General features: G+C 60.4%; 21 protein-coding genes. 8 read left to right on the top strand and 13 right to left on the bottom strand.

Features of this window, described 5'->3' with window-relative positions:
- Nucleotides 1-6: 6 nt before the first annotated feature.
- From FYK55_RS00235 to FYK55_RS00250, 4 genes are all read right to left on the bottom strand, one after another.
- Entirely contained in the window at nt 7-594 is a 588-nt protein-coding gene (locus tag FYK55_RS00235; RefSeq protein WP_235908308.1) for a peptide chain release factor family protein, read from the bottom strand.
- A gap of 181 nt (nt 595-775) precedes the next feature.
- Nucleotides 776-1,744 carry a type II secretion system F family protein gene (locus tag FYK55_RS00240; RefSeq protein ID WP_150074003.1) on the bottom strand — a complete coding sequence of 323 codons (969 nt, stop codon included), beginning with the start codon at nt 1,742-1,744 and terminating at the stop codon, nt 776-778.
- Nucleotides 1,745-1,820: 76 nt separating this feature from the next.
- On the bottom strand, nt 1,821-2,795 hold the full coding sequence (locus FYK55_RS00245) for a type II secretion system F family protein (protein WP_150074004.1): 975 nt from the start codon (nt 2,793-2,795) through the stop codon (nt 1,821-1,823).
- Between the two features lie 100 nt (nt 2,796-2,895).
- The gene (locus FYK55_RS00250) at nt 2,896-4,212 is read right to left on the bottom strand and encodes a CpaF family protein (protein WP_150074005.1); all 1,317 of its coding nucleotides are present in this window, start codon (nt 4,210-4,212) and stop codon (nt 2,896-2,898) included.
- A gap of 377 nt (nt 4,213-4,589) precedes the next feature.
- Here FYK55_RS00250 and FYK55_RS00255 point away from each other — a divergent pair, with 377 nt between their 5' ends.
- Nucleotides 4,590-4,823 carry a hypothetical protein gene (locus tag FYK55_RS00255; protein ID WP_150074006.1) on the top strand — a complete coding sequence of 78 codons (234 nt, stop codon included), beginning with the start codon at nt 4,590-4,592 and terminating at the stop codon, nt 4,821-4,823.
- Between the two features lie 100 nt (nt 4,824-4,923).
- On the opposite strand, the gene FYK55_RS00260 is transcribed toward FYK55_RS00255, so the two are convergent.
- Nucleotides 4,924-6,003: a Gfo/Idh/MocA family protein gene (locus FYK55_RS00260; RefSeq protein ID WP_150074007.1), complete on the bottom strand. Its 1,080-nt coding sequence runs from the start codon at nt 6,001-6,003 to the stop codon at nt 4,924-4,926.
- A gap of 580 nt (nt 6,004-6,583) precedes the next feature.
- On the opposite strand from FYK55_RS00260, the gene FYK55_RS00265 reads away from it, so the two are divergent.
- From FYK55_RS00265 to FYK55_RS00275, 3 genes are all read left to right on the top strand, one after another.
- Nucleotides 6,584-6,985, top strand: coding sequence for a thioredoxin family protein (locus tag FYK55_RS00265; protein WP_150074008.1), 402 nt, complete (start codon nt 6,584-6,586; stop codon nt 6,983-6,985).
- 344 nt (nt 6,986-7,329) lie between these two features.
- Nucleotides 7,330-8,205 (top strand): UDP-N-acetylmuramate dehydrogenase, encoded by an 876-nt coding sequence (locus tag FYK55_RS00270; protein WP_150074009.1) that lies wholly within the window; start codon nt 7,330-7,332, stop codon nt 8,203-8,205.
- Nucleotides 8,206-8,250: 45 nt separating this feature from the next.
- On the top strand, nt 8,251-9,120 hold the full coding sequence (locus FYK55_RS00275) for a cell division protein FtsQ/DivIB (protein WP_150074010.1): 870 nt from the start codon (nt 8,251-8,253) through the stop codon (nt 9,118-9,120).
- 99 nt (nt 9,121-9,219) lie between these two features.
- On the opposite strand, the gene FYK55_RS00280 is transcribed toward FYK55_RS00275, so the two are convergent.
- Nucleotides 9,220-10,305 (bottom strand): 3-keto-disaccharide hydrolase, encoded by a 1,086-nt coding sequence (locus FYK55_RS00280; protein ID WP_235908309.1) that lies wholly within the window; start codon nt 10,303-10,305, stop codon nt 9,220-9,222.
- Nucleotides 10,306-10,394: 89 nt separating this feature from the next.
- Nucleotides 10,395-11,447 carry a sugar phosphate isomerase/epimerase family protein gene (locus FYK55_RS00285; RefSeq protein ID WP_150074011.1) on the bottom strand — a complete coding sequence of 351 codons (1,053 nt, stop codon included), beginning with the start codon at nt 11,445-11,447 and terminating at the stop codon, nt 10,395-10,397.
- Between the two features lie 368 nt (nt 11,448-11,815).
- Between FYK55_RS00285 and FYK55_RS00290 the strand changes: the two genes are divergently transcribed.
- The 3 genes from FYK55_RS00290 to FYK55_RS00300 all read left to right on the top strand — a co-directional run bounded on the left by FYK55_RS00290 (nt 11,816) and on the right by FYK55_RS00300 (nt 15,678).
- Nucleotides 11,816-13,060, top strand: coding sequence for an amidohydrolase (locus FYK55_RS00290; protein ID WP_150074012.1), 1,245 nt, complete (start codon nt 11,816-11,818; stop codon nt 13,058-13,060).
- A complete protein-coding gene (locus FYK55_RS00295; protein WP_150074013.1) occupies nt 13,057-14,175 on the top strand; it encodes a carboxylate-amine ligase in 1,119 nt (372 codons plus the stop codon). Before FYK55_RS00290 ends, FYK55_RS00295 begins: the two co-directional genes overlap by 4 nt.
- A 138-nt stretch (nt 14,176-14,313) precedes the next feature.
- The gene (locus FYK55_RS00300) at nt 14,314-15,678 is read left to right on the top strand and encodes a sulfatase-like hydrolase/transferase (RefSeq protein ID WP_235908310.1); all 1,365 of its coding nucleotides are present in this window, start codon (nt 14,314-14,316) and stop codon (nt 15,676-15,678) included.
- Nucleotides 15,679-15,681: 3 nt separating this feature from the next.
- On the opposite strand, the gene FYK55_RS00305 is transcribed toward FYK55_RS00300, so the two are convergent.
- Both FYK55_RS00305 and FYK55_RS00310 read right to left on the bottom strand, forming a co-directional pair.
- A complete protein-coding gene (locus FYK55_RS00305) occupies nt 15,682-16,875 on the bottom strand; it encodes a DUF1559 domain-containing protein (RefSeq protein ID WP_150074014.1) in 1,194 nt (397 codons plus the stop codon).
- Complete coding sequence (locus FYK55_RS00310; protein ID WP_161604218.1) at nt 16,872-17,597, bottom strand: DUF2306 domain-containing protein; 726 nt, start codon at nt 17,595-17,597, stop codon at nt 16,872-16,874. Before FYK55_RS00310 ends, FYK55_RS00305 begins: the two co-directional genes overlap by 4 nt.
- A gap of 294 nt (nt 17,598-17,891) precedes the next feature.
- Here FYK55_RS00310 and FYK55_RS00315 point away from each other — a divergent pair, with 294 nt between their 5' ends.
- The gene (locus tag FYK55_RS00315) at nt 17,892-19,079 is read left to right on the top strand and encodes a hypothetical protein (protein WP_150074016.1); all 1,188 of its coding nucleotides are present in this window, start codon (nt 17,892-17,894) and stop codon (nt 19,077-19,079) included.
- 267 nt (nt 19,080-19,346) lie between these two features.
- Here FYK55_RS00315 and FYK55_RS00320 read toward each other — a convergent pair whose 3' ends face one another.
- From FYK55_RS00320 to FYK55_RS00335, 4 genes are read right to left on the bottom strand one after another with little or no spacing between them, the layout of a single operon-like run.
- On the bottom strand, nt 19,347-20,396 hold the full coding sequence (locus FYK55_RS00320) for a WD40 repeat domain-containing protein (protein WP_161604220.1): 1,050 nt from the start codon (nt 20,394-20,396) through the stop codon (nt 19,347-19,349).
- A 43-nt stretch (nt 20,397-20,439) separates the two neighbouring features.
- The gene (locus FYK55_RS00325) at nt 20,440-21,090 is read right to left on the bottom strand and encodes a DUF2238 domain-containing protein (protein ID WP_235908311.1); all 651 of its coding nucleotides are present in this window, start codon (nt 21,088-21,090) and stop codon (nt 20,440-20,442) included.
- Nucleotides 21,087-21,884, bottom strand: coding sequence for a hypothetical protein (locus FYK55_RS00330; protein ID WP_150074018.1), 798 nt, complete (start codon nt 21,882-21,884; stop codon nt 21,087-21,089). Before FYK55_RS00330 ends, FYK55_RS00325 begins: the two co-directional genes overlap by 4 nt.
- 30 nt (nt 21,885-21,914) lie before the next feature.
- Entirely contained in the window at nt 21,915-23,558 is a 1,644-nt protein-coding gene (locus FYK55_RS00335) for a hypothetical protein (RefSeq protein ID WP_235908312.1), read from the bottom strand.
- Between the last annotated feature and the right edge of the window lie 241 nt (nt 23,559-23,799).

The following is a 23,799-nucleotide window of genomic DNA, read 5'->3' on the forward strand; positions in this document are numbered from 1 at the left end:
GAGCTGTCAGTGGAGGGGCAGCCGGTCATGGTGCACGCGAAACTGATTGACCCGCCCCAAGGCCGGCGGATGGGATCGAAGCAGATTCGTCAATTTGCTGGTGGATACCGACCACGCCGGCGCCACCAGGCTGGGTTGTCCGCCGGCGACCCAGAGGTCGTTGAGCAGCAAGGCCAGCAGGGCCGCTTTGTCCGGATTGCTTTCGTTCAGCCGGAACGGATGGCCGGTGTAGCGCTGACGGAATTCCGATTCCAACGAATCGACCGCACCGCCATCCTCAACCAGCGGGCTAGGGGTCCGGATTTCGATGGCCAGCAAGTAGCGAAGACGTTGCAGGGCCACGTCCCGATTCTGCGCCTGGCTGCGACGTTCGGTGGCCTCGCCCACCAGACCGGTTTCACGGTCGGTCAGGAAAGCACCGGAACTGGTTTTGTTTCGATGCTGGCCGCCCGGCCCGCTGCGGCGTTGCGTCCGCAGATCGCAGCGGTCCAACAGTTGGGTCAGAGAAAGCAGGGTGGGATGTGGCGAAGCCGTGACGCGACAAGGCATGCGATCGCCGGCATCGGGCATCACGGCGATCGGTTTGGCGGGCATGCGGCGCGAAGCATTGTCGGAGAAAGCGTCAAACGAGATGCCTCGTTTATAGCAAACCCGGCTTCGGCATCGAAGCACCAAGCGGCGGCCGCGTGGCACGCCGGGCCGGCGAACCGATGCGGACGGAGCCGATGAACTGCCTGAGCAAGTCGCCGTCTCAGCAGGACATTGGCTTAGCAGATTACTGGCTCAGCAGGTTGCGGTACATGCTGATACCGGCAGGGCCGACCAGGACCACGAAGATGCCGGGGAAAATGAACAGAACCAGCGGGAAGATCATCTTGACCGCAGTCTTGGCCGCTTTCTCTTCGGCGATCTGACGACGGCGGGTTCGCATCGCATCGCTTTGGACGCGCAACGCCGACGCGACCGAAGATCCGAACTTGTCTGCCTGGATCAAGATACTGGCCAACTGTTTCAGATCGTCGACGCCGCTGCGAAACCCGAGGGCCTGCAGCACTTCGCTTCGCGTCCGTCCCAGTTGCAGTTGTTTGTTGGCGATCCCGAATTCTTCGCCGATTTCCTTGTGACTTTTCTGCATCTCATCGGCAACCTTCCGCAGGGCCTGGTCCATCCCCAGACCGGCTTCGACGCAGACGACCATCAAGTCCAACGCATCGGGCAGGCCCAGGAAGATCTTTTCCTTGCGTTTCTTTGCCATGAAGTCCAAGGCGAACTTTGGAATCATGAATCCGATGACCAGGCCGCCACCGACCTTGATGATCATGTCCTGGCTAAAACCGTTGGCAAAGAAACCGTAGGTGCTGCCGACGAACAGCCCGAACGCCGCGGTGCCCAACTGGATGGTTTTGAAAACCAGCGGAGCGGCTTCGCGGCGGAATCCCGCGTTCATCAGTTTTTCTCGAAGGTCGCCCATCTCCTTCTCGTTGCCGCTGATCTTGTCCGCCAGCGGCGTGGCCGCCTTCTCCAGGTAGGCGGTCAGGGCGTCGTTCTTGGTTTGTTGCACTTCATCCATCCGCCCGGTCGGCCGACGGCGCTTGCGCATCATGTCCAAACGGGCTTCGGCTCGCGGCTTGTCCTCGCCGGAAACACGCGCCAGGACGAACCAGACGCCGCCGAACACGAGCAGGAAGATCGCCGCCGCGGTGATGAGAATCGGACTGATGGAGAGGGCTAGCAGGAGAATCATCGTGGTATTCCGGGGAATCCGGTCAGAGACGGAGTGTGCGGGGATGAATCGGAGTGACGGAGGCGGCGAACAGCGTTCAGACCTTAATCGTGATGATCTTTTTGATGACCAGGGCGCCGAGGACCTGTGTCACCAGGCCGAAGCCCAGCAGGTACCGACCGATTTCGTCGGTGAACAGCATGATCACGTAGTCGTAGTTGATCTTCAGCATGACCAGGAACAGCACCGGCGGGAGGGCCAACAGCACGGCACCACTCATCCGGCCTTCGCCGGTCAATGCTTGGATCTGTCCCAGAATCTGCAATCGTTCCCGAATCAGGTGTCCGATCTTGTCCAGGATTTCGGCCAAGTCACCACCGGTTTGCCGCTGCAGAATGACGGCCGTGGCGAAGAAGCGAAGGTCCATGTTGGGGACACGGTCCGCCATGTCCTCGATCGCTTCATCGAGTGGAATCCCCAGGTTTTGTTCTTCAAAGGCGCGGCCAAATTCGCGTGCCAACGGGTCTTCCATTTCTTTGGCGACCAGGCCAAATCCGGCGTTCAGCGAGTGACCGGCTCGCAGCGAGCGTCCGATCAGTTCCAGGGCTTCCGGCATCTGAGAGCCAAACTTGGACAGCCGTCGGCTGCGTTTGAAAGCCAACCAGCCCAGCGGAACGATGGCAAAGATCGGTCCCAGGAAAATCGCCAGCAGTTTGAACGGACTAGCCAGGCACAGTGCGACGCCCAGGGTGAACGCCCCCAAGCAGATCAGCACGAACTGTGACGGTGGCATTCGCACGTCCGCCTGGTCCAGGTACTCACCGAGCGCGGGGACGTTTTTCAGCAGGCTGGACAGGAAGCCCGGGGCGTCTTCGTAACCGCCGGCCAGCAGCAGTGATTTGCCATCACCGTCTTCCTGGCGAGCACCGCTGTTTCGTCGGCGGGATGCCATCTGGGCCAACCGGTCTTCGGTCGCGGTGTTGTCGCCGCCGGGGACCAGCAAGGTGGCCGCCAACGCGACCAGCGACGCGACAAAGATTCCGACGGCGATGATGATGACGGTGTAAGTCATGGTGATTACGAACGAGGGGAAACAAAGGAGAGTAAGGACCGCGGAAATGCCCCAATCAAGGCTGCCCCGATCAAGGCTTGCCCCGATTAAAGCTGCGCGATCACGCCTGCATGATCACGCGTTCGCGGAACGCGCTGGCCGGCAGGCGGACGCCAGCCGCTTCCAGTTTGTCCATGAAGCTCGGGCGAACTCCGGTGCACTCGAACACCCCGTAGGCCTTGCCGTCCTCACCGATCCCTTTCTGGTTGAACCGGTAGATGTCCTGAAGCACGATGGTTTCCTGCTCCATGCCCACCACTTCGGTGATCGCGGTGACGCGCCGCGGACCACCCTGCAATCGGTTGGCTTGAATCAGCACGTCGACGGCACCGGAGATCTGTTGCCGGATCGCTTTGACCGGCAATTCGAAACCGGCCATCATCACCATCGTTTCCAGACGGGCGATCGCATCGCGGGGACTGTTGGCGTGAATCGTGGTCAACGATCCGTCGTGACCGGTGTTCATCGCCTGCAGCATGTCCAACGTTTCACCGCCCCGACATTCCCCGATGATGATCCGCTCGGGACGCATCCGCAGGGCGTTCTTGACCAGGTCCGTGGCTGAAACGGCGCCGTTGCCTTCGATGTTGGGCGGCCGGGTTTCCAGCCGCACCACGTGATCTTGTTGCAACTGCAATTCGGCCGCGTCCTCAATCGTCACGATCCGGTCGGAGTGACCGATGAACGAGGACAACGTGTTCAACAAGGTTGTTTTACCCGAACCCGTACCACCGGCGATGATGCAGTTCAGCCGGGCTTTGATGCATCCTTCCAGCAGCATCACCATTTCGGGCGTGAATGCCTTGTAGTTCAGCAGGTCTTCCAGCTTCAACGGGTTGCTGCCGAAACGCCGGATACTGACCGCCGCACCATCCAGGGCCAGCGGCGGGATGATCGCGTTGACCCGCGATCCGTCCTCCAGACGCGCGTCGACCATCGGACAAGTTTCGTCAACACGTCGGCCCACTTTGCTGACGATTCGGTCGATGATCTGCAGCAGGTGCTTGCCGTTGCGGAACTCCACATCGGTCTTCTGCATCTGGCCGCCCTTTTCGACGTAGATGTTCTTCGGACCGTTGATCAAGATGTCGCTGACGTTGGGATCTTTCAGAATCAGTTCCAGCGGTCCCAGCCCGAAGGTTTCGTCCAGAACTTCGTCGACGATCCGCTCGCGTTCCTGGCGATTGAGCAGCGCCTCGTCGGCGTCGCATAGGTGTTCGATGACCAACCGGATCTCGCGGCGAAGGGCATCGCCCTTCATGTCACCGACACGCGACAAGTCCAGCTTGTCGACCAGCTTGCTGTGGATCCGAGTCTTGATTTCTTCGAACTGATCCTGGTGACTTTCGGCTTTACCAGGAATGCTGCGCGTAGCCATATTGAATTGATTCCTCGATCGCTTGGTGCGACATCGATCCCAAGGGACAAGCGGACGTGGACTCACCCCCGTCCCAGTCAAGTTGCGTTGGTTGGTGACGGTTGTGCCGATCCTGCGTGCAACGCACGCGGCCGTCCGGACCACCGTCTGCGGGTGGACCATGCGAAAACATAGGATGCAAAACACGCCGGACCTTGCTGGCCACTGATTTTCTTTGGCACGCCCGTGACGGGACAGCGATGCGGAGGGGAACGCCGGCGATCGAGCACGTGTCCAGCAGCCCGCCGAAGGCGTTTTCAGCAGCCCGCCGAAGGCGTTTTCGCGGGCGGATGCCGGTCCGTGACCAAAGGTGTCCGGGGGAACGCAACCCTGACGGCATGATGTTGACACCACCCGAGAAGAAGTCCCCAGTTGCCGCGCGCGATCTGGAGAGTTGCGATGCCATGCTGATCGCATTGGCGTCGGGGCGGATCGTCGTGGTTCGACGCGACAGTCCGATTCGCATCTGTTCGGCCGAACGCCTGTGCAAACCGGTGCGTCAACTGCGTCGTGGCGAACCGGTTTACTGCGACGGACGCCAGGACCGCGTCCGCGCCCTGTTGGTGTATTAGCTCACGCGAATTGGCGTGAGACAGCGCCACTTTGAAGTAGCCACGCTCGCCAGAGCGTGGAACAGCCAGCGTCATCGCCGCCTAGCAATCCGACCTCCGTTCAGGATTGGCCGGGGTGGGGGTCGAGAACGATCCGACGTCCGGCTTCGTGGCTTTCCCGGGCGGCCTTGACCACGGCCGCCGCGTCGTAAGCGTCGGCCAGGCCTCCCAGGTCGCGGACCAGACTGGTCACCGATCGATGAAACTGCCGCAACATGCGTTCGCCGACGGGGGACTCGGTTTCCAAGGATTCGACATGGCGACCGGCGTCGTCAAACCAGACCAGCGTGCTGGGCAGATCGATGAATGCCACGCCGTTTTCGCAATGAACCTTCATGGATGCCGGTGATCGAAAGCTGGCCGCTTCGCTCCAACGTTCGGGAAGGCTGCGGTCGGTGACAATCTCCGCCGCCACGCGGGGACCCGACGGTGTCGGCGTCGCCGCTCCCTGGTCGTGTGACGACGCTTTTGTTGGGGATCTTCCCGCTCCCGATTCAGCGGCGGCCGGCAGGTCGTAATCGAGCAACAGGGCTTGATAGGAATCGTCATGGCAAACCGACGTCACCGCCGACGCGGTGTGCCCGACGACATAGCGGCACCAATCGACCAGTTCGACCAGTTCCGAATCTTCGGCCGGGCAGCTCGGGCCGCCGGCCGAGGGCTGTTTTCCACGACCGAGCGACTGACGGTACACGCGAATCAACTGCGGCTGGCCCAACCGAGTCGCGATCAGTTCTTTCAAACGCAGGGTCGCCGGAGCGAACCGCCGCGGCAGTTCCGCCATGAACGAAACACCGCTTTTTTCGATTGCCTCACGCACCCCGCGTTGCACGACCGGATCGAAATCCAGCCCGGCCGCCCAGTACACGGCCTTGCCGGCTTCGCACGCGGCCAGCGCCGGCAACCAGCCCAGCCAGCACTGTTTCAGGATCACCACGGCGTCGATGTCGCAGCGACAGACCAGGGCCCGGTAACCGTCCAGCGGATCGGCCTGGAATTCTGCGGCGGTCGATTCCGCCAGCTTGGAAATCGTGCTGTAGACGGCGCGGACATCAAATTTGTCGTGCAGCATCCGCAGCGCGGGGCGATAGCGGGTCGACCACAAATCGCCGTGTCCGATCAAACCAATTCGAAGCTTCATTCAGTTGTCGTCTCGATCGCGGCGGTCGCGTCGACCACCGACCGTCCTCGCCGGGGAGCGTGCGGGAAAAGATTCACGAATGCGGGGACAACTTGTCCGCCCGGATCGGCGTTCCGTTGGCACGCTCCAACTGCTTGTCCAGAAGCAGCTTAGCGACTCCGCCTGGTGTCTGCTCGTGAACTTACGGGAATTTCGGTCCGGGGACACCGCCGTATTTCTTCGAATTCTAGCCGGGACGGCTTGATGCCCAAGCGGCCATCCATATACTCCGCCCAGCCTGCTTAAGCGGCACAGTTGGGAGCCATGACCCAGGTCTCCCTGTCGCTGCAAGTCGGCCGACCGTCAAGGTTTGCGTCTAATGAAGGCGTTTCATCCCTTGGCGGCCTTTGTTGCCCGCCGACGCGCCCAAGACGGGGAGAGCTCGCGGAAAGGAACCCTGTGGGCAACACCAGTTTCATGAACCATCGACGGTTCCTCGTCCGAATGAATCGACGACCCTTTTACTTTTCAATTCATTCATTGCGGCGACATCGTGTCGCCCCCGTCGATCGGTCTCCATGCTTGAAATAAGGAGCTAGGAATGGTTTCGTTGCTATTGGCTGTTCTTCTTAGCGGTGTGACTTCGGCACCGATCAAAACGGATTATGCCGAGGCCTATCAAGAATCGCTTTCGAAGGACAAGCCTCTGATGGTGGTCGTCAGCGCACCCTGGTGCCCCGCCTGCAATGTGTTGAAGCAAACCACCATCGAGCCAATGGCCCAAACCGGCGAATTGGATGACGTGAGCGTCGCCGTGTTGAACAAGGATTCGAATCCGGAATTGGTCAAACAACTGACCAAGGGCGAGAACATGCTGCCGCAAATCATCATGTTCACCCGCACCGAGAGTGGCCAGTGGACGCGTCGCCGTTTGATGGGATACCAACCCAAGCAACCGGTCCGCAATCTGATCCGCAGTGCGGTCACCCTGGGCCGAGGCTGATCTGGGCCGAGGCTGATCTGGGCCGAGGCTGATCTGGGCTGAGGCTGATCTGCCGAGGCTGATCCGCGGAGATCGTCCGCGGTTGTCCCTGGACTCAGGACAGCCCCAAACGGAAGGGCCGGCGACCCGCTGGCCCCCAGGACTCCGGCGGATCCGCGTTTCGAGAGCGGAACTGGGACTGGCCGAGCCGTCTTGGCCGTCCAGGTAGCCCTGTCGCTCGCGTTTCGTTGATCGTTATGATTGTCGGGTGGTCAGGGCAGAATGGAAGCGGATCATTTTCCGATCCCAATTCCGATTCCTGACGCGTGAACTGACATGACGATCCCGCCAGACGATTCTCCCTGATGATCCCTGACCATCTGCAGCACCTGATCCGATCTGACGAACCCCTGGCGCCACTGACTTGGCTGAAGATCGGGGGTCCGGCCCACTTTTTTGCCGAACCGGTCGACCTGGATCAGTTCCGGCAGCTGCTCGCCTGGGCGACCGAGAATGAATTGCCGGTCCGCATTTTGGGTGGTGGCAGCAATCTGTTGGTCCGCGAATCCGGATTCGACGGGCTGGTTGTTTCGTTGTCCGCCGCACCAACCAGCGGTTTCAGCGTCAGCGACGACCGACTGACTGCTGGGGCCGGTGCTAAATTGTCTCACGCCGTGGTCAAAGCCGTCAGCGCGGGACTCGGCGGCCTGGAACACCTGGTCGGCATCCCCGGGACGGTCGGCGCCGCGGTGGTGGGGAACGTCTCCAGCGGCGGCCGCGATATCGGCCAGGCTGTTCAGTGTGTCCGTGTGATGCAACCGGACGGCACGATTCGTGAGGTTGGAGCCGAAGAGGTGGGCTTCACTCACCGCAAAACGGCGTTGGCGGGAACCACGATCGTGGAGGTGGATTTCAAGCTTGAGCCCGGGGACGCGACCGCCCTGACTAAACGCTTGCAAAAGCTTTGGATTGCTCGCAATTCGACGCGTCCGTCCCACACCGATCGGATCGCCATGCCGTTTGTTGATCCGGACAGCATGCCGGCCCGAGAATTGATCCAGAACGTCGGCCTGGCAGGACTCCGCGAAGGCGACGTTTCGCTCGACTCCGCCCAGCCTCACTACCTGGTCGCACACGAAGGGGCCACCAGCGATCAGTGCCTGCGGTTGATCGAACGGGTCCGAGAACAGGTATTGCTGCAAACCGGGATCGACTTGCAGCTGAATCTTCAGATTTGGTAAATCCCAGGTTGTGATGAAGATTCCCTGCCCCTGGATGCCGCCCCCATGGCGAAGCGGAACGAAGAACCGGACGACCCCCGACCGATTCGTAGACTGCTGCGCCGGCTGGTCAAGGCGCCTGCCGCTTGGTCACTGATTTGGCCCCTGTTGTTGATCGTGGCATCTTACTTTGCCATGACACGCTGGTATGCCGAGTACTTGGCCGACCAGTATCGCAGCATCGATCCCCAGCTGGTGTCGGTTTCCCAGCCGCACCGCTACGTTCGGTCGGACATCGTGGACGAAGTGTACCGCGCGACCGATTTGGCCAAGCTGTCCCCGCTGGACCGGCAGGCGACCGCCAAACTGGCGTCGGCGTTTGCCAGCCATCCTTGGGTGCGTCACGTCCAGAGCGTGCGAAAATTGCCCGGCGGAAAAGTCGATGTCCAGCTCGAGTACCGAGTCCCGGTCGCCGTCTTCCACGTGACCAGCGACAAACATCCCGTCGACAGCAACTTGTACTTCGTGCTTGACGGCGAAGGCGTCCTGCTGCCGACCGAAAAAATGACGTTGGACGACACCCCGGACTTCATCCACATCGAAGTTCGCGAGGCCTACCCGAGCGGCGAAGAAGGGACGCCATTCGGGGACCGCCGTGTGGAATCGGCAGCATTGCTCGCAAAACTCTTGATGGCCGTCCGCGAACAGATTCGCATCGCAAAGATCACCGTCAGCGGTGACCCCCGAATGAACCTGGTGCCGCAGCTTGAGCTGATCACCGGCAACAACACGCGACTCTTCTGGGGCAGCCCGCCGGGCATGGAGCAGCCTGGAGAGCGTCAGGCACGTTCAAAACTGGTCGATCTGTTGCAGGGGAACTTCGTCCAGGGAAGTGACCTGCGGATCGCCGAAACGCCGCAGTCTGGCAGAAAATGACCCCGATATCGTTGGTGAAGAACCAAGTGTTTCTTTGTCACCAAGGCTCGCCACCCTGCACTTGGATTGAGGCGGCCGTGTCGCGACTCGACGATCAAATCACCGTGGGTTCGGTCCGTCATCCTGTCCGGGGGCTTCGCGGTCGGTGACCGGTCGCAGTTGAAGGTTGCGATAGCGGACCGAGGTGTGATCGCCTTGCAGCAAGATCGGTCCGGGCAGTGCGTCATTGGCTTGCAGGCCGCCCCCGGTGCAGCCGACCAGCAACTGGTTGTCGATCACGGTTTGGCCGTTCAGCACCACCGTGATGTGTCGATCGACCAGCGTCAGGACGTAGGTGTTCCACTGGCCACCAGGCTTTCCGGCGTTCGCCGAGGGAGCCAGCCGGCCAAAGATTGCTCCCGGACCCTGAATCCCTTGCATCGGACTGTCGCGGTCGACCACTTGGGCTTCGTACATACCACGCAGGTAAATCCCGCTGTTTCCACCGGCCGGAACGTTGTAGTCGATGCTCAATGAAAAGTCGTCGAAGTGCTGGGTGGTCATCAAGTTCCCGTAAGCGCCGTAGGCGGAAAAGTCCTGCTTCGGCGTTTCATTGACCAGACATCCGTCTTCGACGTGCCATCCATTGATCTTGTCGGGCCGGGAGAGCGTCCATCCTTCCAGGTCCTTGCCGTTGAACAAATCGATCGCCTTGCCAAAGGTGACTTGGGAAAGATCCGGTTTGGCCGGAGGCGGTGGAATGCGGTCGCCGACCAGCTTCAGAGTTTCTTCTCGACTCGATTCGCTCTCCGCTTCGGATTGGTCCACCTGCAGATGCAGCTTGTCGTTGAAGATTTGGCCGTGAAATGGACCGGCAACTCGCTTGACCACTTCGCCACCGCCAGGACGCCACGACAGGTTGCGGCGAAACCGGACGTGCCCGTCGTGCACTTCGATGGCGTTGACCGGACGGGCGCTGCCGACACTCCACAGCAGTTCTCCCTGCCAGTCACCCTGGGATTGTTGCAGGTTCAGCCATGCCGGATTCCCGTCGGGGAGCGTGAACGCCCAACTGCCTTCCGGAGATGAGGACTCGGGCGGCTGGTCCTGGCCCAGGGCGGTATTCACGTCCAGCAACATCAGGGGCAAAACCGCCAAGCAGGTGGCGGCGACCAGGCGTGCAGGGACGGCGATCCGGATTGACATTTGTGTTCGAGAGATCTGCGTGCGAGTGGACTGAGTTTAATTCGTGGGGGCCGTCGATTCGGATTCACCGGGTGCGCGGCGGACGTGGGTTACACGCGGCCCAGGATGCGATCGAGTGAGTCCGAGGTTTGGTAGATCAACGCTTCGGGATAATGGGGGTACGGGTGGAAGTATTCAAAGGTCACAAAGCCGTCGTATCCGACCTGTTCCAATTGTTCCATCACGGCCGGCCAATTGGTCGTTCCGTCCAGCAATGGGCGGAACGTCTCCAGCGAGTAGTCGGTGCCCTTCTTGGTAAACTCCTTGAAATGGATGTTTTTGGTTCGCTCTCCAAGGATGGGCACCCAGTGCTCGGGATGTTGGAACATCGAAATGTTTCCGGTGTCGAAATGGACTTGCACGTTGTCGCTGCCGAATCCATCGACAAAGTCGTTCATCTCCATCGGCGTCATCAAGAACCCGTTGAAGAAAATGTTTTCCATGTTCAGCGAAACGCCTTGCCGTTCGGCGCGTTTGACCATGGATCCGATGGCTTCCTTGGCCAGTTTTTCACAGACATCGTTTGGGACAGGTTCGTGGTCATCCCGCCAGGGGATATGAACCGCTCCCGGAACGACCAACAGGTTCTCGACCTCCATTGCCGCTGCCGCATCGGTCATCAGTCCCGCCAATTCAATCCCGCGCTCACGTTTGGAACGATCCAGGCTGGTCAGCGGGTACGGCCAGAACAGAAACGAGCACAAGCCACTGATCTCGATGCCGATCTCATCAGCCAAGTGACGGATCGCCACCAGGTCCTTGGCCGACGCTTTCGGCGACAGGTCGTTTTCCAGGTCGTAGTTCAACTCGATTCCGTCGAATCCCGCATCCTTGGCAAGCTGCAAGCATTCCCGTAACGACATCCGATCCGGGTAAGGGAATGCCCACAAATTGATCGACTTCTTGGCCGCGTATCGTTTCGGCGATGCTTTGCGATCATCGTCGGTCTTCGCAGGACCGACGGGAGTAGCATCGTTCGCTTGAGCTTTCGCGGCGGCCGCCGCGGACAGCCCGGTGGCAGCCAAACCGGCCACGATCGCGTCACGTCGAGTGACCGGGCGATTCTGCCCCAAGGGAATGCAACGTTGTTCAGACGGATTCATCAAACGAAACTCCTGCAATTGCCTTGTCGTTCGGATTCACATGCCTGGCCGCGTTCGGGGGCCGCGCCGGCGTTGTCAGTTGCGACAGGTAGGTTGGGGCTGTACGTCGGGATCTGTATGACGGATTCCGTACGTCGGGATCCGTCTCTCTCGGCCGGATGCACCCCGGGAGGGGCGGTCGGGGCGCCGGTCCGGCAACTGCTTTGCCGCTCACAACTGGTCCCACTGTTATAGTCGGTCTCGCCGACGGCCGCCGATTGCGTCGAGTTCTTTTCCCGAGACGCTCGATCGCCGCCTCGTCCACGCGGTTTCGCTAGAGTGTGTTGACCGCAAAGGTGTTGTGCCCATCCGTCAATTCCAGCTGTACCGTGAACAACTCCGACGTCGCCCGATTCGAATTGCCGCAGGCATGCGCCGATGCGATCGATCAGATCGCCAAGGAACTCGATCCGCAATGGCTTGCGATGCGACGGCACCTGCACAAGTACCCGGAATTGTCGGGCCACGAGAGTTTGACGACGCAGTACTTGAAATCCAGATTGGCCGAGCTGGAGCTGCCGATTCGTGTGGCGGGTGAAGGCCGCGGACTGACGGCGGACCTGATCACCGATCCCAGCCTCGCCGACGGCCGACGAATCGCGATTCGAGGGGACATCGACGCGCTGCCGATCCAAGACGAGAAGGCCGCAGCCTACCGCAGCACGGTTCCCGGTGTGATGCACGCCTGTGGTCACGACGTGCACGCGACGATCATCGTGGCGACCATGCAATTGCTTTCCGAAATGCGCGCCCGGGCGACGTTACCTTGGCCGATCGGACTTCGCGGGATTCTGCAACCGTCCGAAGAAACGGCTCAGGGTGCCCGGCACATGATTCACCACCACGCGTTGGCCGGTGTCGACGCGATCATTGCGTTGCACGTCGATCCGACCCGGCAGGTCGGTTGCATCGGATTGCGCGAAGGCTTGATGACGGCGGCCTGCGATCTGTTCGAAGTCGAGTTCAATGGCCGCGGCGGCCACGGCGCCCGGCCTCACCTCGCAGACGACCCGATCGACGCCTGCACGCGATGGGTGCAATCGGCCTATCGTCGGGTGCCCCGCGCCGTCGACCCGCACACCACGGTCGTTCTGTCGGTCGGGAAGTTAGCCGCCGGTCAGAGCGCCAATGTCATTCCCGACTCCGCCCGCCTCTCCGGTACCCTGAGGTCCCTGTCGATCGAAGCCAGGCGGAAAGCGTTGGAGACGTTGGAGGATGTGTGCGAGGCGATCGCGCGAGAGACGAATTGCCGTGTCGATTTGAGTTTGGGTTTGACCGCCCCGGCGGTTCGCAATGACGTCGACCTGACACGCATGCTGTGGGCCACCGCCGCACAGATCCTGGATCCTGCGGCCGTCGAAAGGATTGATGTGCCCAGCATGGGAAGCGAAGACTTCTCGTACTACTTGGAACATGTTCCAGGGGTCATGTTCCGGCTGGGGGTGGCGGGTGAACAGGTTGGCGGAGCCCCCCTGCACACTTCCCTGTTTGATGTTGACGAGCGCGCGATCGGTCACGCCGCCCGATTGCTTGCCGCTTCGGTGATCACCTACTTCCATCCGAACCACTCATGAGCAAGTTTCACTTCACCCGCAACGATTCGCACACCATCGGTGTCGAGCTGGAATTGGGGATCGTCGATGGCCAGTCGATGGCGTTGACCAGCCGGAGCAACGAACTGATTGAGCTGTTGCCGGAGTCAATCGCGGCATCCTGCAAACATGAGCTGATGCAATCGTGTGTCGAGGTCATCAGCGGTGTCAGCCGGGACGTTGCCGACGCTCGCCAGGATCTTGCGGGCAAGCTGCGGGCGGTCCAGTCGGCCGCCGATCAGCTGGGGCTGGGTTTGTGGTGGGGGGCGACCCATCCCTTCAGCCCCTGGGAGGAACAGCGGGTCACGGAGGTTCAGCGGTATCTGGATCTGGTCAATCTGCTTCAGGAAATGGCTCGGCGCCTGATCACCTTCGGCTTGCACGTTCACGTCGGGGTCGATTCGGGCGATAAGGCGGTCATGATTTGTGATCGAATCATGCAACATTTGCCGACCTTGCTCGCCTTGTCCGCCAGCAGCCCCTACTGGGAGAATCGCGACACCGGGTTGCACTCGCATCGCTCCAAGGTGATGGAAGGTCTTCCGACAGCCGGCCTGCCGACGCTGATGAGGAACTGGAGCGAGTACGTGTGGCTGGTCAATCACATGGAGGAAACCGGATTCATCAACAGCATTCGTGAAATTTGGTGGGACGTGCGACCACACCATAATTTCGGCACCGTCGAGGTTCGCGTTTGCGACATGCCCGGGAACCTGGATCACGTCTGTGGCATGGCGGCGCTGGTTCAATCGCTGGTCAAAGTTCTCAGTGATGAAATCGACGAAGGAACGTACCAGTTTGGTTGTCACCCGATGATGGTGCGGCAGAACAAATGGCGAGCCGCACGATATGGATTGGCGGCGACCCTGATCAACACGATCGATTATTCAGAATGCACCGTGCCGCAACTAGCCAACAATCTGGTCGACCGTTTGCGCGATGTCGCGAAAGACTTGGGATGCGAATCAGAATTGCTGTACGTGCGCGAGATCGCCGCCGGCGAAGGGTGGTCTGATCGCCAGCGAAAGATTCTGGAACGCGAGCAGCGGCCCCAAGCCATCGTGTCGCACTTGATCCAGCAATCACGCGTCGACTGAATCGTGTCCTCCTCCGCCACCGAGATTTCCAGGCCGGTCGATGGATCGATGATGGCGTTCCCCACCCAATTTCCCCGCGATTCAAACTCATTCACGATGCACACGTCTCATTTTATGTCATGCCTTCTGACGCGATGTTTGTTTCTTTTGCTGGCGGCGGCCGGGACGGCTTGCAGTGTCACCGCCGCTTCCCGTCCCCACGTGGTGATGCTGCTGGTCGATGACTTGGGTTATCGCGATGTCGGTTGCTACGACGGTCCCGTCCAGACGCCAAACATCGACGCGTTGGCTGCGGCCGGGACGCGGTTCTCGGATTTCTACTCCGGGTGCGCTGTTTGTTCTCCTTCGCGCGCGACCCTGATGACCGGGCGACATCATCTTCGCACCGGAGTTTACAGCTGGATTGACGACAACAGCCAAAAATCGCATCTGTTGCTCTCGGAGACCACGTTGGCCGAATTGCTGCGCGACGCCGGCTACTCGACGGCGCACGTGGGCAAGTGGCATCTCGGACTTCCGACGGACAAGTTTGACAAACCGACGCCGGACGAACACGGTTTCGACCATTGGTTCGCCACGTGGAACAACGCCAGCCCCAGCCACCGAAATCCCAATAACTTCATTCGCAACTGGCAACCGGTCGGGGAAATCGAAGGGTACTCCTGTCAAATCGTTGTCGACGAAGCGATCCGCTGGCTGGAAGAACGGCAGACCCAGAGCAATGAGTCACCATTCTTCTTGAATGTTTGGTTTCACGAACCGCATGCCCCGATCGCTGCCCCCGACGCGATCACGAAATCCTACGGGGCGGTTGATGACAAGGCGGCGATCTACTCGGGCACCATCGACAACACCGATCGTGCGATCGGTCGTTTGATCAAAAAGCTGCAGGACCTTGGTGTCCGCGAAGACACGCTGATCATCTACGCGTCGGACAACGGCAGCTATCGCAACGATCGCACCGGCGGACTTCGCGGACGCAAGGGTGTCAATTGGGAAGGCGGGATTCGCGTCCCGGGGATCTTCCAATGGAAAGGCGTCATCGCCGAGGGAGCGGTCTGCCAGGAACCGGCGGGGCTGGTGGATGTGCTGCCAACGGTTTGCGGGTTGTTGAAGTTGGATCGCGATTCGGACATCCATTTGGACGGCAGCGATTTGACACCTTTGCTGGTGGGACAGCCCGATCGGTTTGATCGTCATCAACCGATGTTCTGGCATCTGCAGAAGTCGCGACCAATCGTTGCGATGCGCGATGGACGTTTCTCGCTGGTCGCGATGCCGGACTATCCGCTTTCGACGGACAACATGTTCAAAGAGGCTTGGATACCGAAGATTCGAAGCGGCGGCTACAAAGATTTTCAGCTCTACGATCTTGCCGAGGATCCCGGTCAAACGACCGATCTCTCGGCGCACAGGCCCGAACTGACGGAACGTTTGAAAGCCGATCTGTTGCGGATCAATGCTTCGATCATGGACGACGCGGTTGACTGGACGACTCGGTAACCATCAGTTCACGATTTCATCGATCGCTTCGGCTGCGGCGCGAGTCCCCAACGCTCCCCAAACGCCGTAGGGACTCTCACTTCCCGGTGCTCGCGGCCCGCTTCCGCCTTTGATCACCGTGCCCGCTTGCGGGTCACCGGAATCAATCGAATCGGTGATGAACAGGATGTGGCCGTCGGACATCAAACAATGCGCCCCACCGGGGTGTCGGCTGGACGCGGGAAGCATTCCGATACCGGCTTCATCGCCTGCCAGACAGAGTTCTCGGTTGGGCGGCAGGATGGTGTTGAAACTGGAATAAAGTGCCGCGCCGTCGGCCCATCGAAGGCCACGTTTCTGATCGTCGGCGCCCAAGTTCGCCGGTCCACCGGAAGATGGCTCCGCCCAAAAGTTAGGCCGGTCCGGATCAATCTGATCGCGACAGAGCAATGGCATCTGGTGGATCTGATTCGGGTCGTTCCGGAGCGAGGCACTGGTCGCAATTGAACGATCCCCGAGGTCGGTCGCGATCTCCGCCGCCATGATCGTGTTTGACAGTCCGTCCTTCATCTCCCGGAACCGCACGACCTGACGCGGTACGAATACGCCACGACCCGACACGCTGACGCGATCGCTCCGATCGGAGACCCAGGACTGCGTCGACGCATCCCAATGGATGCTGCCGGTGTCCAGAGCATCGGTCGCGTCACCCAGACACGCGGCATAGTTCAACCTGCCGTGTCCTGGATCTCCCAGGCCCGGGTCGGCGGGGCATCGAAGTGTCGGAAGATCGGTTTGCCAGGGGGCGTACTCGCGGGTCCAGGGGGCCGGACCCATGGACGCAAAGGCCACGTCGTCAACATCGGAGTTTTCCCCTTCCAGAATCAATTCCCAAAGCGCCTGTTGTTCAAGAAATGGCAGCAAGCCCACCGCGTAGCTCAACCGATAGCGATTGTTTCCCGGCGGCGTTTGGCCGCCTTCATTGGAGTGCGGATCGAACGTGCCTCCCATTTGCATGGGCAGCTGATCGAAGGCCGCGTGGTAGTTGTGCACGGCCAGCCCGACCTGCTTCAGATTGTTGGAGCACGCCATCCTGCGTGCGGCACCCCGTGAGGTGCGTACGGAAGGTAAGAGAATGCCGACAAGGACGCCTAAAATCGCGATCACAGCAAGCAATTCGATGAGGGTGAATGCGCTTCGTTCGAATCGATTCTTCATGATTCGGCCCCTGAGAGTGAAGGAAGTGGATTGGTGATTGGCCCACCGGTGGCGCCCGGTTCGTGATGTGGCCAGCGGGCCGAACGGACGAGAACCACTTGGTGAACCCCCAGCGGCACCAGCCAACTGATCCAGGCGTTCCACTGGTAAATGGTTTCCGATTCCCACCCCGTAACGATGGCCAATCCGGAAATCATTCGCAGTAAAAGCGGCGACCACATCAAAATGAAGCACCGCATGGCCCACACGCGATGGGAAGCCAGACGACCCGCGATTGCCGTCGCAGCGGCCGCCAACGCGGTCGCACCGGTGGCCAAGGATAACGCCACAAACCCGGCCGCTGCCCAGGGACCCGCGTAGGCTTGGCTGGCCATCACCAAGCCGCTGGGCACGACCGCCAGGATCACGATCCCGACAAAGACTTTCCCCAGCCGTCGGTGCAGGACGATGTGGACGCGACCCCGCCCCAGCACCACCAATGCGGTGCCAAGCAGCAACGCGATCGGGCACGATACGACGTGGGCATAGAACGCGACGCGATACAGTCCGCTGAAAGAATACCGTCGCCCGCCCAAGAAGGCGGATTCAGTAAAGTCGGCCGGGAAGTACCACTGGTACTCGTACAGGATCCCCAAGAAGACTTTGATTGAAACAACGATGCCGCTCCACAAAGCGACTTGTCGCAATCGATGGTACCGGTCGTTTTCTGTCGAGTAGTGCACCGGTGCTTCGAAACCGCCGTTTTGTCGAGGTTCGGACTGGCACATCCGGTCGCCCGTGGCTTCCACTGTCGGTGGACGCGAAGTGGTCCGCGTTGGTCCGCGCGACGATGTTGCGGACCACGATTGGCGGCCGAACCGGATCATGCATTGTAGACCCTGCGACGAACCCCGTTGGAAGATTCTCGGGGGCCCCTGTCCTGAGATCGTCTTGAAGTAACGATTGATCAGATCCCTGACATTCGCCGCGGTCGCGTTGTTAAGCTATGGACTTCTCTGCTTGTCACCTGTGAACCGATGACCGGTTTCGTGACCGAATCGATCAACCCCTATCAGGCTCCACTGGAAGATTCGCTGGACAACACGGCGAAGCCGTCGCCGCGCGCTGTCATCCCGAGTCGGTTGGAATTTGAAGGGGAGCTGACGCTTGAGGACATCAAGCAAGCGGTGCAGCAGGCTGGTCTCCGCACCGAGTATCGGGGAACGACGCGAGTCTTGTACGGCCTGGTGGTCCTGTACAGCCTGCCGCTGATCGGGGCGATGCTGGTCGCCCGGCTTCCACCCTCCGGCGGCATCAGGTATCTGTTGGCGCTGGCGATTTTTGCCGTCGGTGCGATCACCATGTCCATCAGGAATCGTTGGATTTTGGCGACATTGATTCCGGAGAACCAGCTCGGATTCGGACGCGTCAAAGGCTGGTTGGATGCAACGTCGCTCCATTGCCAGTACGAACACTTCACGACGCGGGTGAAGATGTCCCAGCTGATTTCGACCGCGGCCGGTGACAACGTCTGGGTATTGAACTTCACCCGCGAGCAGTTTCATTGGACGACACTGCCGTATCGATTGTTCAGCGAACCGGAGTCGGCCCGCACTGTCGCCGAAGATTTGCGTCAGCTGTATCCGCCGGTCGTCGCGCAGGCAATGGATGAAAGAAAGTTTGAGCCGCCAACCGATCCGCCGCTGTTTGAAGCCGCCGAGTCGGCCGTGCATTACGATGGCACGTTGCTGGAGCGATCGGTGAAGGGCACGCGGTTTCAAGCCGCTTCTCGACGGCTGGTGTGGGGGACCTGGGCAACGGTGGTGGTGTTCTTTGTGTGCGTCATTGCCAGCCTGGTGACGTTGATGGGGTTTCAACAGGTGTATGTCGCGGCGGCCGTTTTCTGGTTGATCTTCTTTGTCGTCTTGACGTGGAGCCGTACCCGCGCGGCGCGACGCAAGGCACGTGGATCCGAAGGACCTGCCGTGTGGCATTCCAAAGGCTGGCTGGACGACTCGGGTTTCTGTTCCATGACCGTGCTGGGGCAATCCTGGATGCAGTGGGCCTTCTTCGACCATGTCGAAATCACCGAGAACGTGATCGCGATGTATCCGCATCCGGGTGATTCTTGTTGTTGCCTGGTGGGCAGGAATCAATTCGTCGACGATCGGCAATGGCACGCCGCACAAGAGATCGCCAGACGCAACCTTGCTCGCGACCGGTGATGCACATGGGGCCTTTCCGCTTGGCCAAGTTCTTTCGCTCGGCTGGACAGCGCCACGATCAATCAAAAGCAGCGTGATTTGCGGTGCACTGAGCGTCACGAGGTTCACCCGAAGTGTCGCTGACCGGCCAGGCTTTGTCAGAAATCGAGTAGCTACGCTCGCCAGAGCGTGGCTTTCCGCCGCGGTCGCGCCACGCGGCGACGGGGTATTGCGAGTTTTCAGACAGGGCCGCGCCAGGTTCGCGGCTCTGACGTGTCGGGCATCGGGTCAGCGACCGAGCAAACGTTGCGTTAACGGCACTCCCCAGACACGGACTTTGCGGGTTTGGGTATTGATGAAATCGCCCCCGGCCGAGATCAGACGCGCCCCGTCCGGGCTGAAACAAACGTAGATCACCCACGGTGGCGCCGCGAAGCGATGCAGCGGCGTCAACGTCGGACCGTCCCAGATCACGATGTCTCCGTTTCGTCCGCAAGATGCGAGCAGATTGCCATCGGGAGACCAGGCGACGCAATAGATTTCGTCGGCGGGGGTCGCTTTCTGGGCAACGCGTCGCCCCGAAACCGTCTCCCAGACGACGATCGACCCATCCGTGTAGCCGATCGCGAGCCGATCGCCCGACGGGTGGAACTCCAGACCCTGTGACATTTCCTTGTGCAACACCAGACGCTCCGTCCCCGTGGACACATCAAAGAGGCGTGTGGCACCGTTGCGATTCCCGATTGCCAACGTGTCTCCGTCCGGACTGAAGCGGGCAGTCAATCCGCCGGTGGCCGACCCGATGTTCAATTGATGAACCAGCGACCCGTCCGCAACGCTCCACAAAAACGCCGCGTTGCCATAACCTCCGGTGGCAAGTAATCGGCCATCGGGACTGAATTCCATCTTCGGCTGCGGGTTGGCCGTGGCGATTTGAATGGACCGATCGATTTCTCGATTGACCACTTCGACCGTCTTCGAGTTCTCGCAAAAGGCAATCACATTCGGATCCGAACTGAAGGCAAAGTGAATCACCTTTCGCGATTGGCAAAGCGTCTGGATCGGTAGCAGCGTTTGCATCTCACGGATATCCACGGGTTGTTCCCAACTGACCAACGCCAGTCGCGTCCGATCCGGGCTGGACCGAATCTGCCAAACGTCCTTTTCAATGGTGCGAATCGGACGCAACAGCGAAAGGTTCTGCGATGTAATGGGTTCGCGATAGAACTTGAATGCGAACCAGATCGCTGCGACCAGCGTCAGCGCCAGCAAAGTCACAACGCGAAACCGAAACGCGCGTTTGGCCCAACGTCGGAATGGAAGGAACGGTTTGCCCATCGCACTTTCAGATTGGAACAGACGCCGGTTCATTGCCGCCGAGTCAATCGCCCGAGGATTCACCGCGCCACGCGGCAGACCTCTGACCCCGTCCGAGAGGCGACCAGCGGAAGACCAGGCCCGCGGAGATCATGCCGCCAAACCATGCGAGAGCCATGTCTTTCTGCGGGTCCCAGATGTCACCCTGCTGACCATTGTAGGCCTCTGCTTGTGCCGGCGAAGCAAAGACCGCAATCTGCCATTCCAGGATCTCGTACATCGCACCAACCGCCAGGATGCAGGCGACCCCGACGATCGCGCCGCCCAGCGGACGCATGCCGCAACTGCGCTGGAGAACTTCCGAAGCTGGTGGAACGCCCAGCAATCCGGACGCGAAATGAACCAAACGGTCGTAATGATTTCGATCCCAGTCAAACTGTTCCGACAGCGATGAACCGGTCAGTGCCGACGCCCAGCGGTCGTAGGGCACGTACGAGTAGATCCAGCGGGCGCCCAACACGTGCAGCCAGAGAAAAACGATCAGGCAGCCAAACGACAGCGGGCTCAGCCCAAACCGCATCGCAACGGCAAGTGAGACCAAGGCGACGAGGGTTGGAATGTGTTGAAGCACCAATTCGTCCGGGAACGGCGCATCAATGAATGACAACGGGATCGACAAGCCTGTCAGGGCGATCAACAACCAGCGCAGTTTCACATCCGATCCGTGGTTCGCAGGTAAGAATCATCGACGCGAACCATGGGCGAGCTTCGCAGGAGTCGGTGGACGTGAAAAGACGCTGCCAGCGAACAGATGCTCTTGGCGGCGCAGACGAATGCGCCGTGCCATGCCAGCCCATAGACCAGCCCGAACGCGATCCATCCCAGATTGATTCGAGCGGGCTCGGGCAAACAGAAAATGGGTGTCAGCAGAATCGCAGTCAAGATCACCCCGATCGCTGCGTCTCGCAAACCCTTTCGCAGCAATTGGCTCCCCAAAGCTTGCAGGGCGGTGCGCGCCTCCAGGTCAATTGCGGACAATTGTCGAATCAGATCAATCAGCTGAACACGTTCGGGGCGGGAGCGGGGAAACGAAACCCGTTTGGACTGGCCCGCGAAGATCACGTCGCCTTCGGTAAACAGTGCGTTGCCATCAATCACCTCCAGCAGATTCCCCAGCGGGACCGCTACCAGTGGCTTCCCGTTTCGTCCCCGCAATGAAAACTGTCGTTCGTCCCAAGCCAGCGACTCCTGATGGTCGGCGAAGAGCGAACCGCCGCGCAGGTCGGCCGCGGCCGGCGATGGTTCGCGCCACCAGGTCACGATGCGGCGGCCCAACGCGAGCGCCAACATGCTCCACAGTCCTGCGGCCGCCACCACCATCACGGCAAACGCCAACCAGCCGATCCAGTCTTCACGCCGTCCGGCGGGGGCTGCCAAGAATACCGCGACCATGGCTGCGAGAATCAGCCAAAAACTTCGCGGGGGTGGCGGGGCAAACGGGGCGGTCATTGGATGGACGCGGTAAGGGGCCGACCTGCCCTAAAGGGGAAACTCGTCCTCGGCGACCTTGTCGGCGTACAACGGCATGTGCCGGTAATAAACTTCCAGGATCATCGTTGCAAACGATGTCAGGCAAAGCCGCCCGGACTCGGACAGGTGGGGGGAACCCTTGAAGAACCAGCTGCCCTTGGCGCCGGCGGTCTGATCCTGCGTCTCGACCAGCCAGTCACGTAGATCGTTGTTGAACTTGTCCCACTCCGGTCCACCGTAGTGCCGCAGAACTTGGGCCGCGTAATAGTTGTAATAGAGGTCAGGCTTTCTGACGCCGATCTTTGACAGGTGACCGATCCCACGTTGGATCCCCGGGTGCGTCTTGTCCCATCCCGTGTACATGCGACACAGCAGACCGACCGCGGTGGTGGCCGGCCGCGGTGAAGTGGCGGGCTTGTTGTAGCCGTAGATTGAACCGTTGTCGCTGGAGACGCGGTCCAGGAACGCCGTTGAACCCTGGATCACGTTGGGCGGAATCAACAGGTGCCCCATGTGCCCGCTCTTGAGTGCCATCACCTGCCAGCCGACGACCGATGTGTCACCCCCGGTTCGGTCGCGTTTGCTGTACCGCCAACCACCGTCGCTGCACTGGGCGATGGCGATGAAATTCAACGCCGCCTGGGCGGGGCCCGCCAGATCAGGATCTCCCGTCATCGCGTAGGCCTCGCACAGGGTGATCGCCGCTAATCCGTGATCGTACATCGAACCGCCGCCGGTGTAGTCGATGTAAGGCAGACCGTTCTCCTTGCCCGGCTTGCCGTTCTGCATCAAGAATTTCAGGCCCGCCATCACGACACTGCGGAATTCGCCTTTGAGGTGAGTTTGGCCGGCACCCATGAAGGGCAGCAGCGCCAAGGAGGTGGCTGCGTTGAGCTGCTTGCTACGGTCCTGCCGCGTGCAGCCGTTGCCGCAAGCGCCCCGGCAAACCAATTCGTGCTGGAAGGTCCAGGCACCCATGGTGGGCCCGGCTTTGATCTGGTGCCGAGCAAACCATTTCAACGCCTCGGTGACGGCCGCTTCGCTGCTCTCGGTCCCGCCATATTCGCGCAGCAGTTTTTCTTTCATCTCGGAGCTGCGGCTGCCCATCGGTTGCATGCTCATCGAAGTCAGCGATTGCAGCGTCGCCGCGGCGGGGGCCATCTCGGCGGCGAAATCGCTCGCGTCCAACGGGACGGTCGCCACGTCGACCATCGGGACGTCCACCGTCATTTGTTCGACTTCCGTCGGTTCGGTGATCTCGACCTGTTCGGCAACTTCTTCCGATTCCTCAATGTCGCCGGGGTCGAAATCTTCGATGGTGATTTCTTCGATCTCGGGCCCGTCATCGGCGCCGGTGGACGCGGTCAGCACGTTCACGATCTCGACCGGATTGGCAATCGTGATCAATCCCAGCACCAACAGGATCAGAACATGGACCAGCGTGCTGACCAGCCAGGCAGGCATTGCTTGGAAGAACAGGAAACGTCGCTGCGCCTCGGACTCCAACTCTTCTTCATCGGCGACGGGGTCCTCCCCCGTCTCCGTTGGCATGAGGTCCGCCGCGGTGATGGTCGGTGAATGAAAATCATCACCGGCGGACTCGCTTTCGGTCGAGCCGTTGTGGGCCTTACGAGGTTCGGCACTGGTGCTCACTTGCGAGTTCCTTGCAATCGAACGATTGTGCGAGGCGAGAAGAATCGGAAAAGGACGCGTGGGGGGGAGGCGCGGTGGGAATCCCCAGTATACGCGATGCAAATCAAGATGAAATTTTCCCACGCTCGGTGTGATGAAAACGCACGAGGGCTTAGATATGTACCCAATCCCATCGGCAATGCGGCCCAGTGATCTGTTGAGATCTCTGTGGACTTTCCGCGTGCCCACCGATCTCGGGGCT

The sequence above is a fragment of the Roseiconus nitratireducens genome (assembly GCF_008629675.1).
Lineage (GTDB): Bacteria > Planctomycetota > Planctomycetia > Pirellulales > Pirellulaceae > Stieleria > Stieleria nitratireducens.

Coding starts and splice junctions, on each gene's coding strand:
- FYK55_RS00255 (WP_150074006.1), top strand. CDS start 4,590: ATGATGTTGACACCACCCGAGAAGAAGTCCCCAGTTGCCGCGCGCGAT.
- FYK55_RS00305 (WP_150074014.1), bottom strand. CDS start 16,875: ATGAAGAATCGATTCGAACGAAGCGCATTCACCCTCATCGAATTGCTT.
- FYK55_RS00240 (WP_150074003.1), bottom strand. CDS start 1,744: ATGATTCTCCTGCTAGCCCTCTCCATCAGTCCGATTCTCATCACCGCG.
- FYK55_RS00285 (WP_150074011.1), bottom strand. CDS start 11,447: ATGAATCCGTCTGAACAACGTTGCATTCCCTTGGGGCAGAATCGCCCG.
- FYK55_RS00295 (WP_150074013.1), top strand. CDS start 13,057: ATGAGCAAGTTTCACTTCACCCGCAACGATTCGCACACCATCGGTGTC.
- FYK55_RS00270 (WP_150074009.1), top strand. CDS start 7,330: ATGATCCCTGACCATCTGCAGCACCTGATCCGATCTGACGAACCCCTG.
- FYK55_RS00330 (WP_150074018.1), bottom strand. CDS start 21,884: ATGACCGCCCCGTTTGCCCCGCCACCCCCGCGAAGTTTTTGGCTGATT.
- FYK55_RS00265 (WP_150074008.1), top strand. CDS start 6,584: ATGGTTTCGTTGCTATTGGCTGTTCTTCTTAGCGGTGTGACTTCGGCA.
- FYK55_RS00315 (WP_150074016.1), top strand. CDS start 17,892: ATGACCGGTTTCGTGACCGAATCGATCAACCCCTATCAGGCTCCACTG.
- FYK55_RS00260 (WP_150074007.1), bottom strand. CDS start 6,003: ATGAAGCTTCGAATTGGTTTGATCGGACACGGCGATTTGTGGTCGACC.
- FYK55_RS00320 (WP_161604220.1), bottom strand. CDS start 20,396: ATGGGCAAACCGTTCCTTCCATTCCGACGTTGGGCCAAACGCGCGTTT.
- FYK55_RS00235 (WP_235908308.1), bottom strand. CDS start 594: ATGCCCGCCAAACCGATCGCCGTGATGCCCGATGCCGGCGATCGCATG.
- FYK55_RS00280 (WP_235908309.1), bottom strand. CDS start 10,305: ATGTCAATCCGGATCGCCGTCCCTGCACGCCTGGTCGCCGCCACCTGC.
- FYK55_RS00245 (WP_150074004.1), bottom strand. CDS start 2,795: ATGACTTACACCGTCATCATCATCGCCGTCGGAATCTTTGTCGCGTCG.
- FYK55_RS00275 (WP_150074010.1), top strand. CDS start 8,251: ATGGCGAAGCGGAACGAAGAACCGGACGACCCCCGACCGATTCGTAGA.
- FYK55_RS00250 (WP_150074005.1), bottom strand. CDS start 4,212: ATGGCTACGCGCAGCATTCCTGGTAAAGCCGAAAGTCACCAGGATCAG.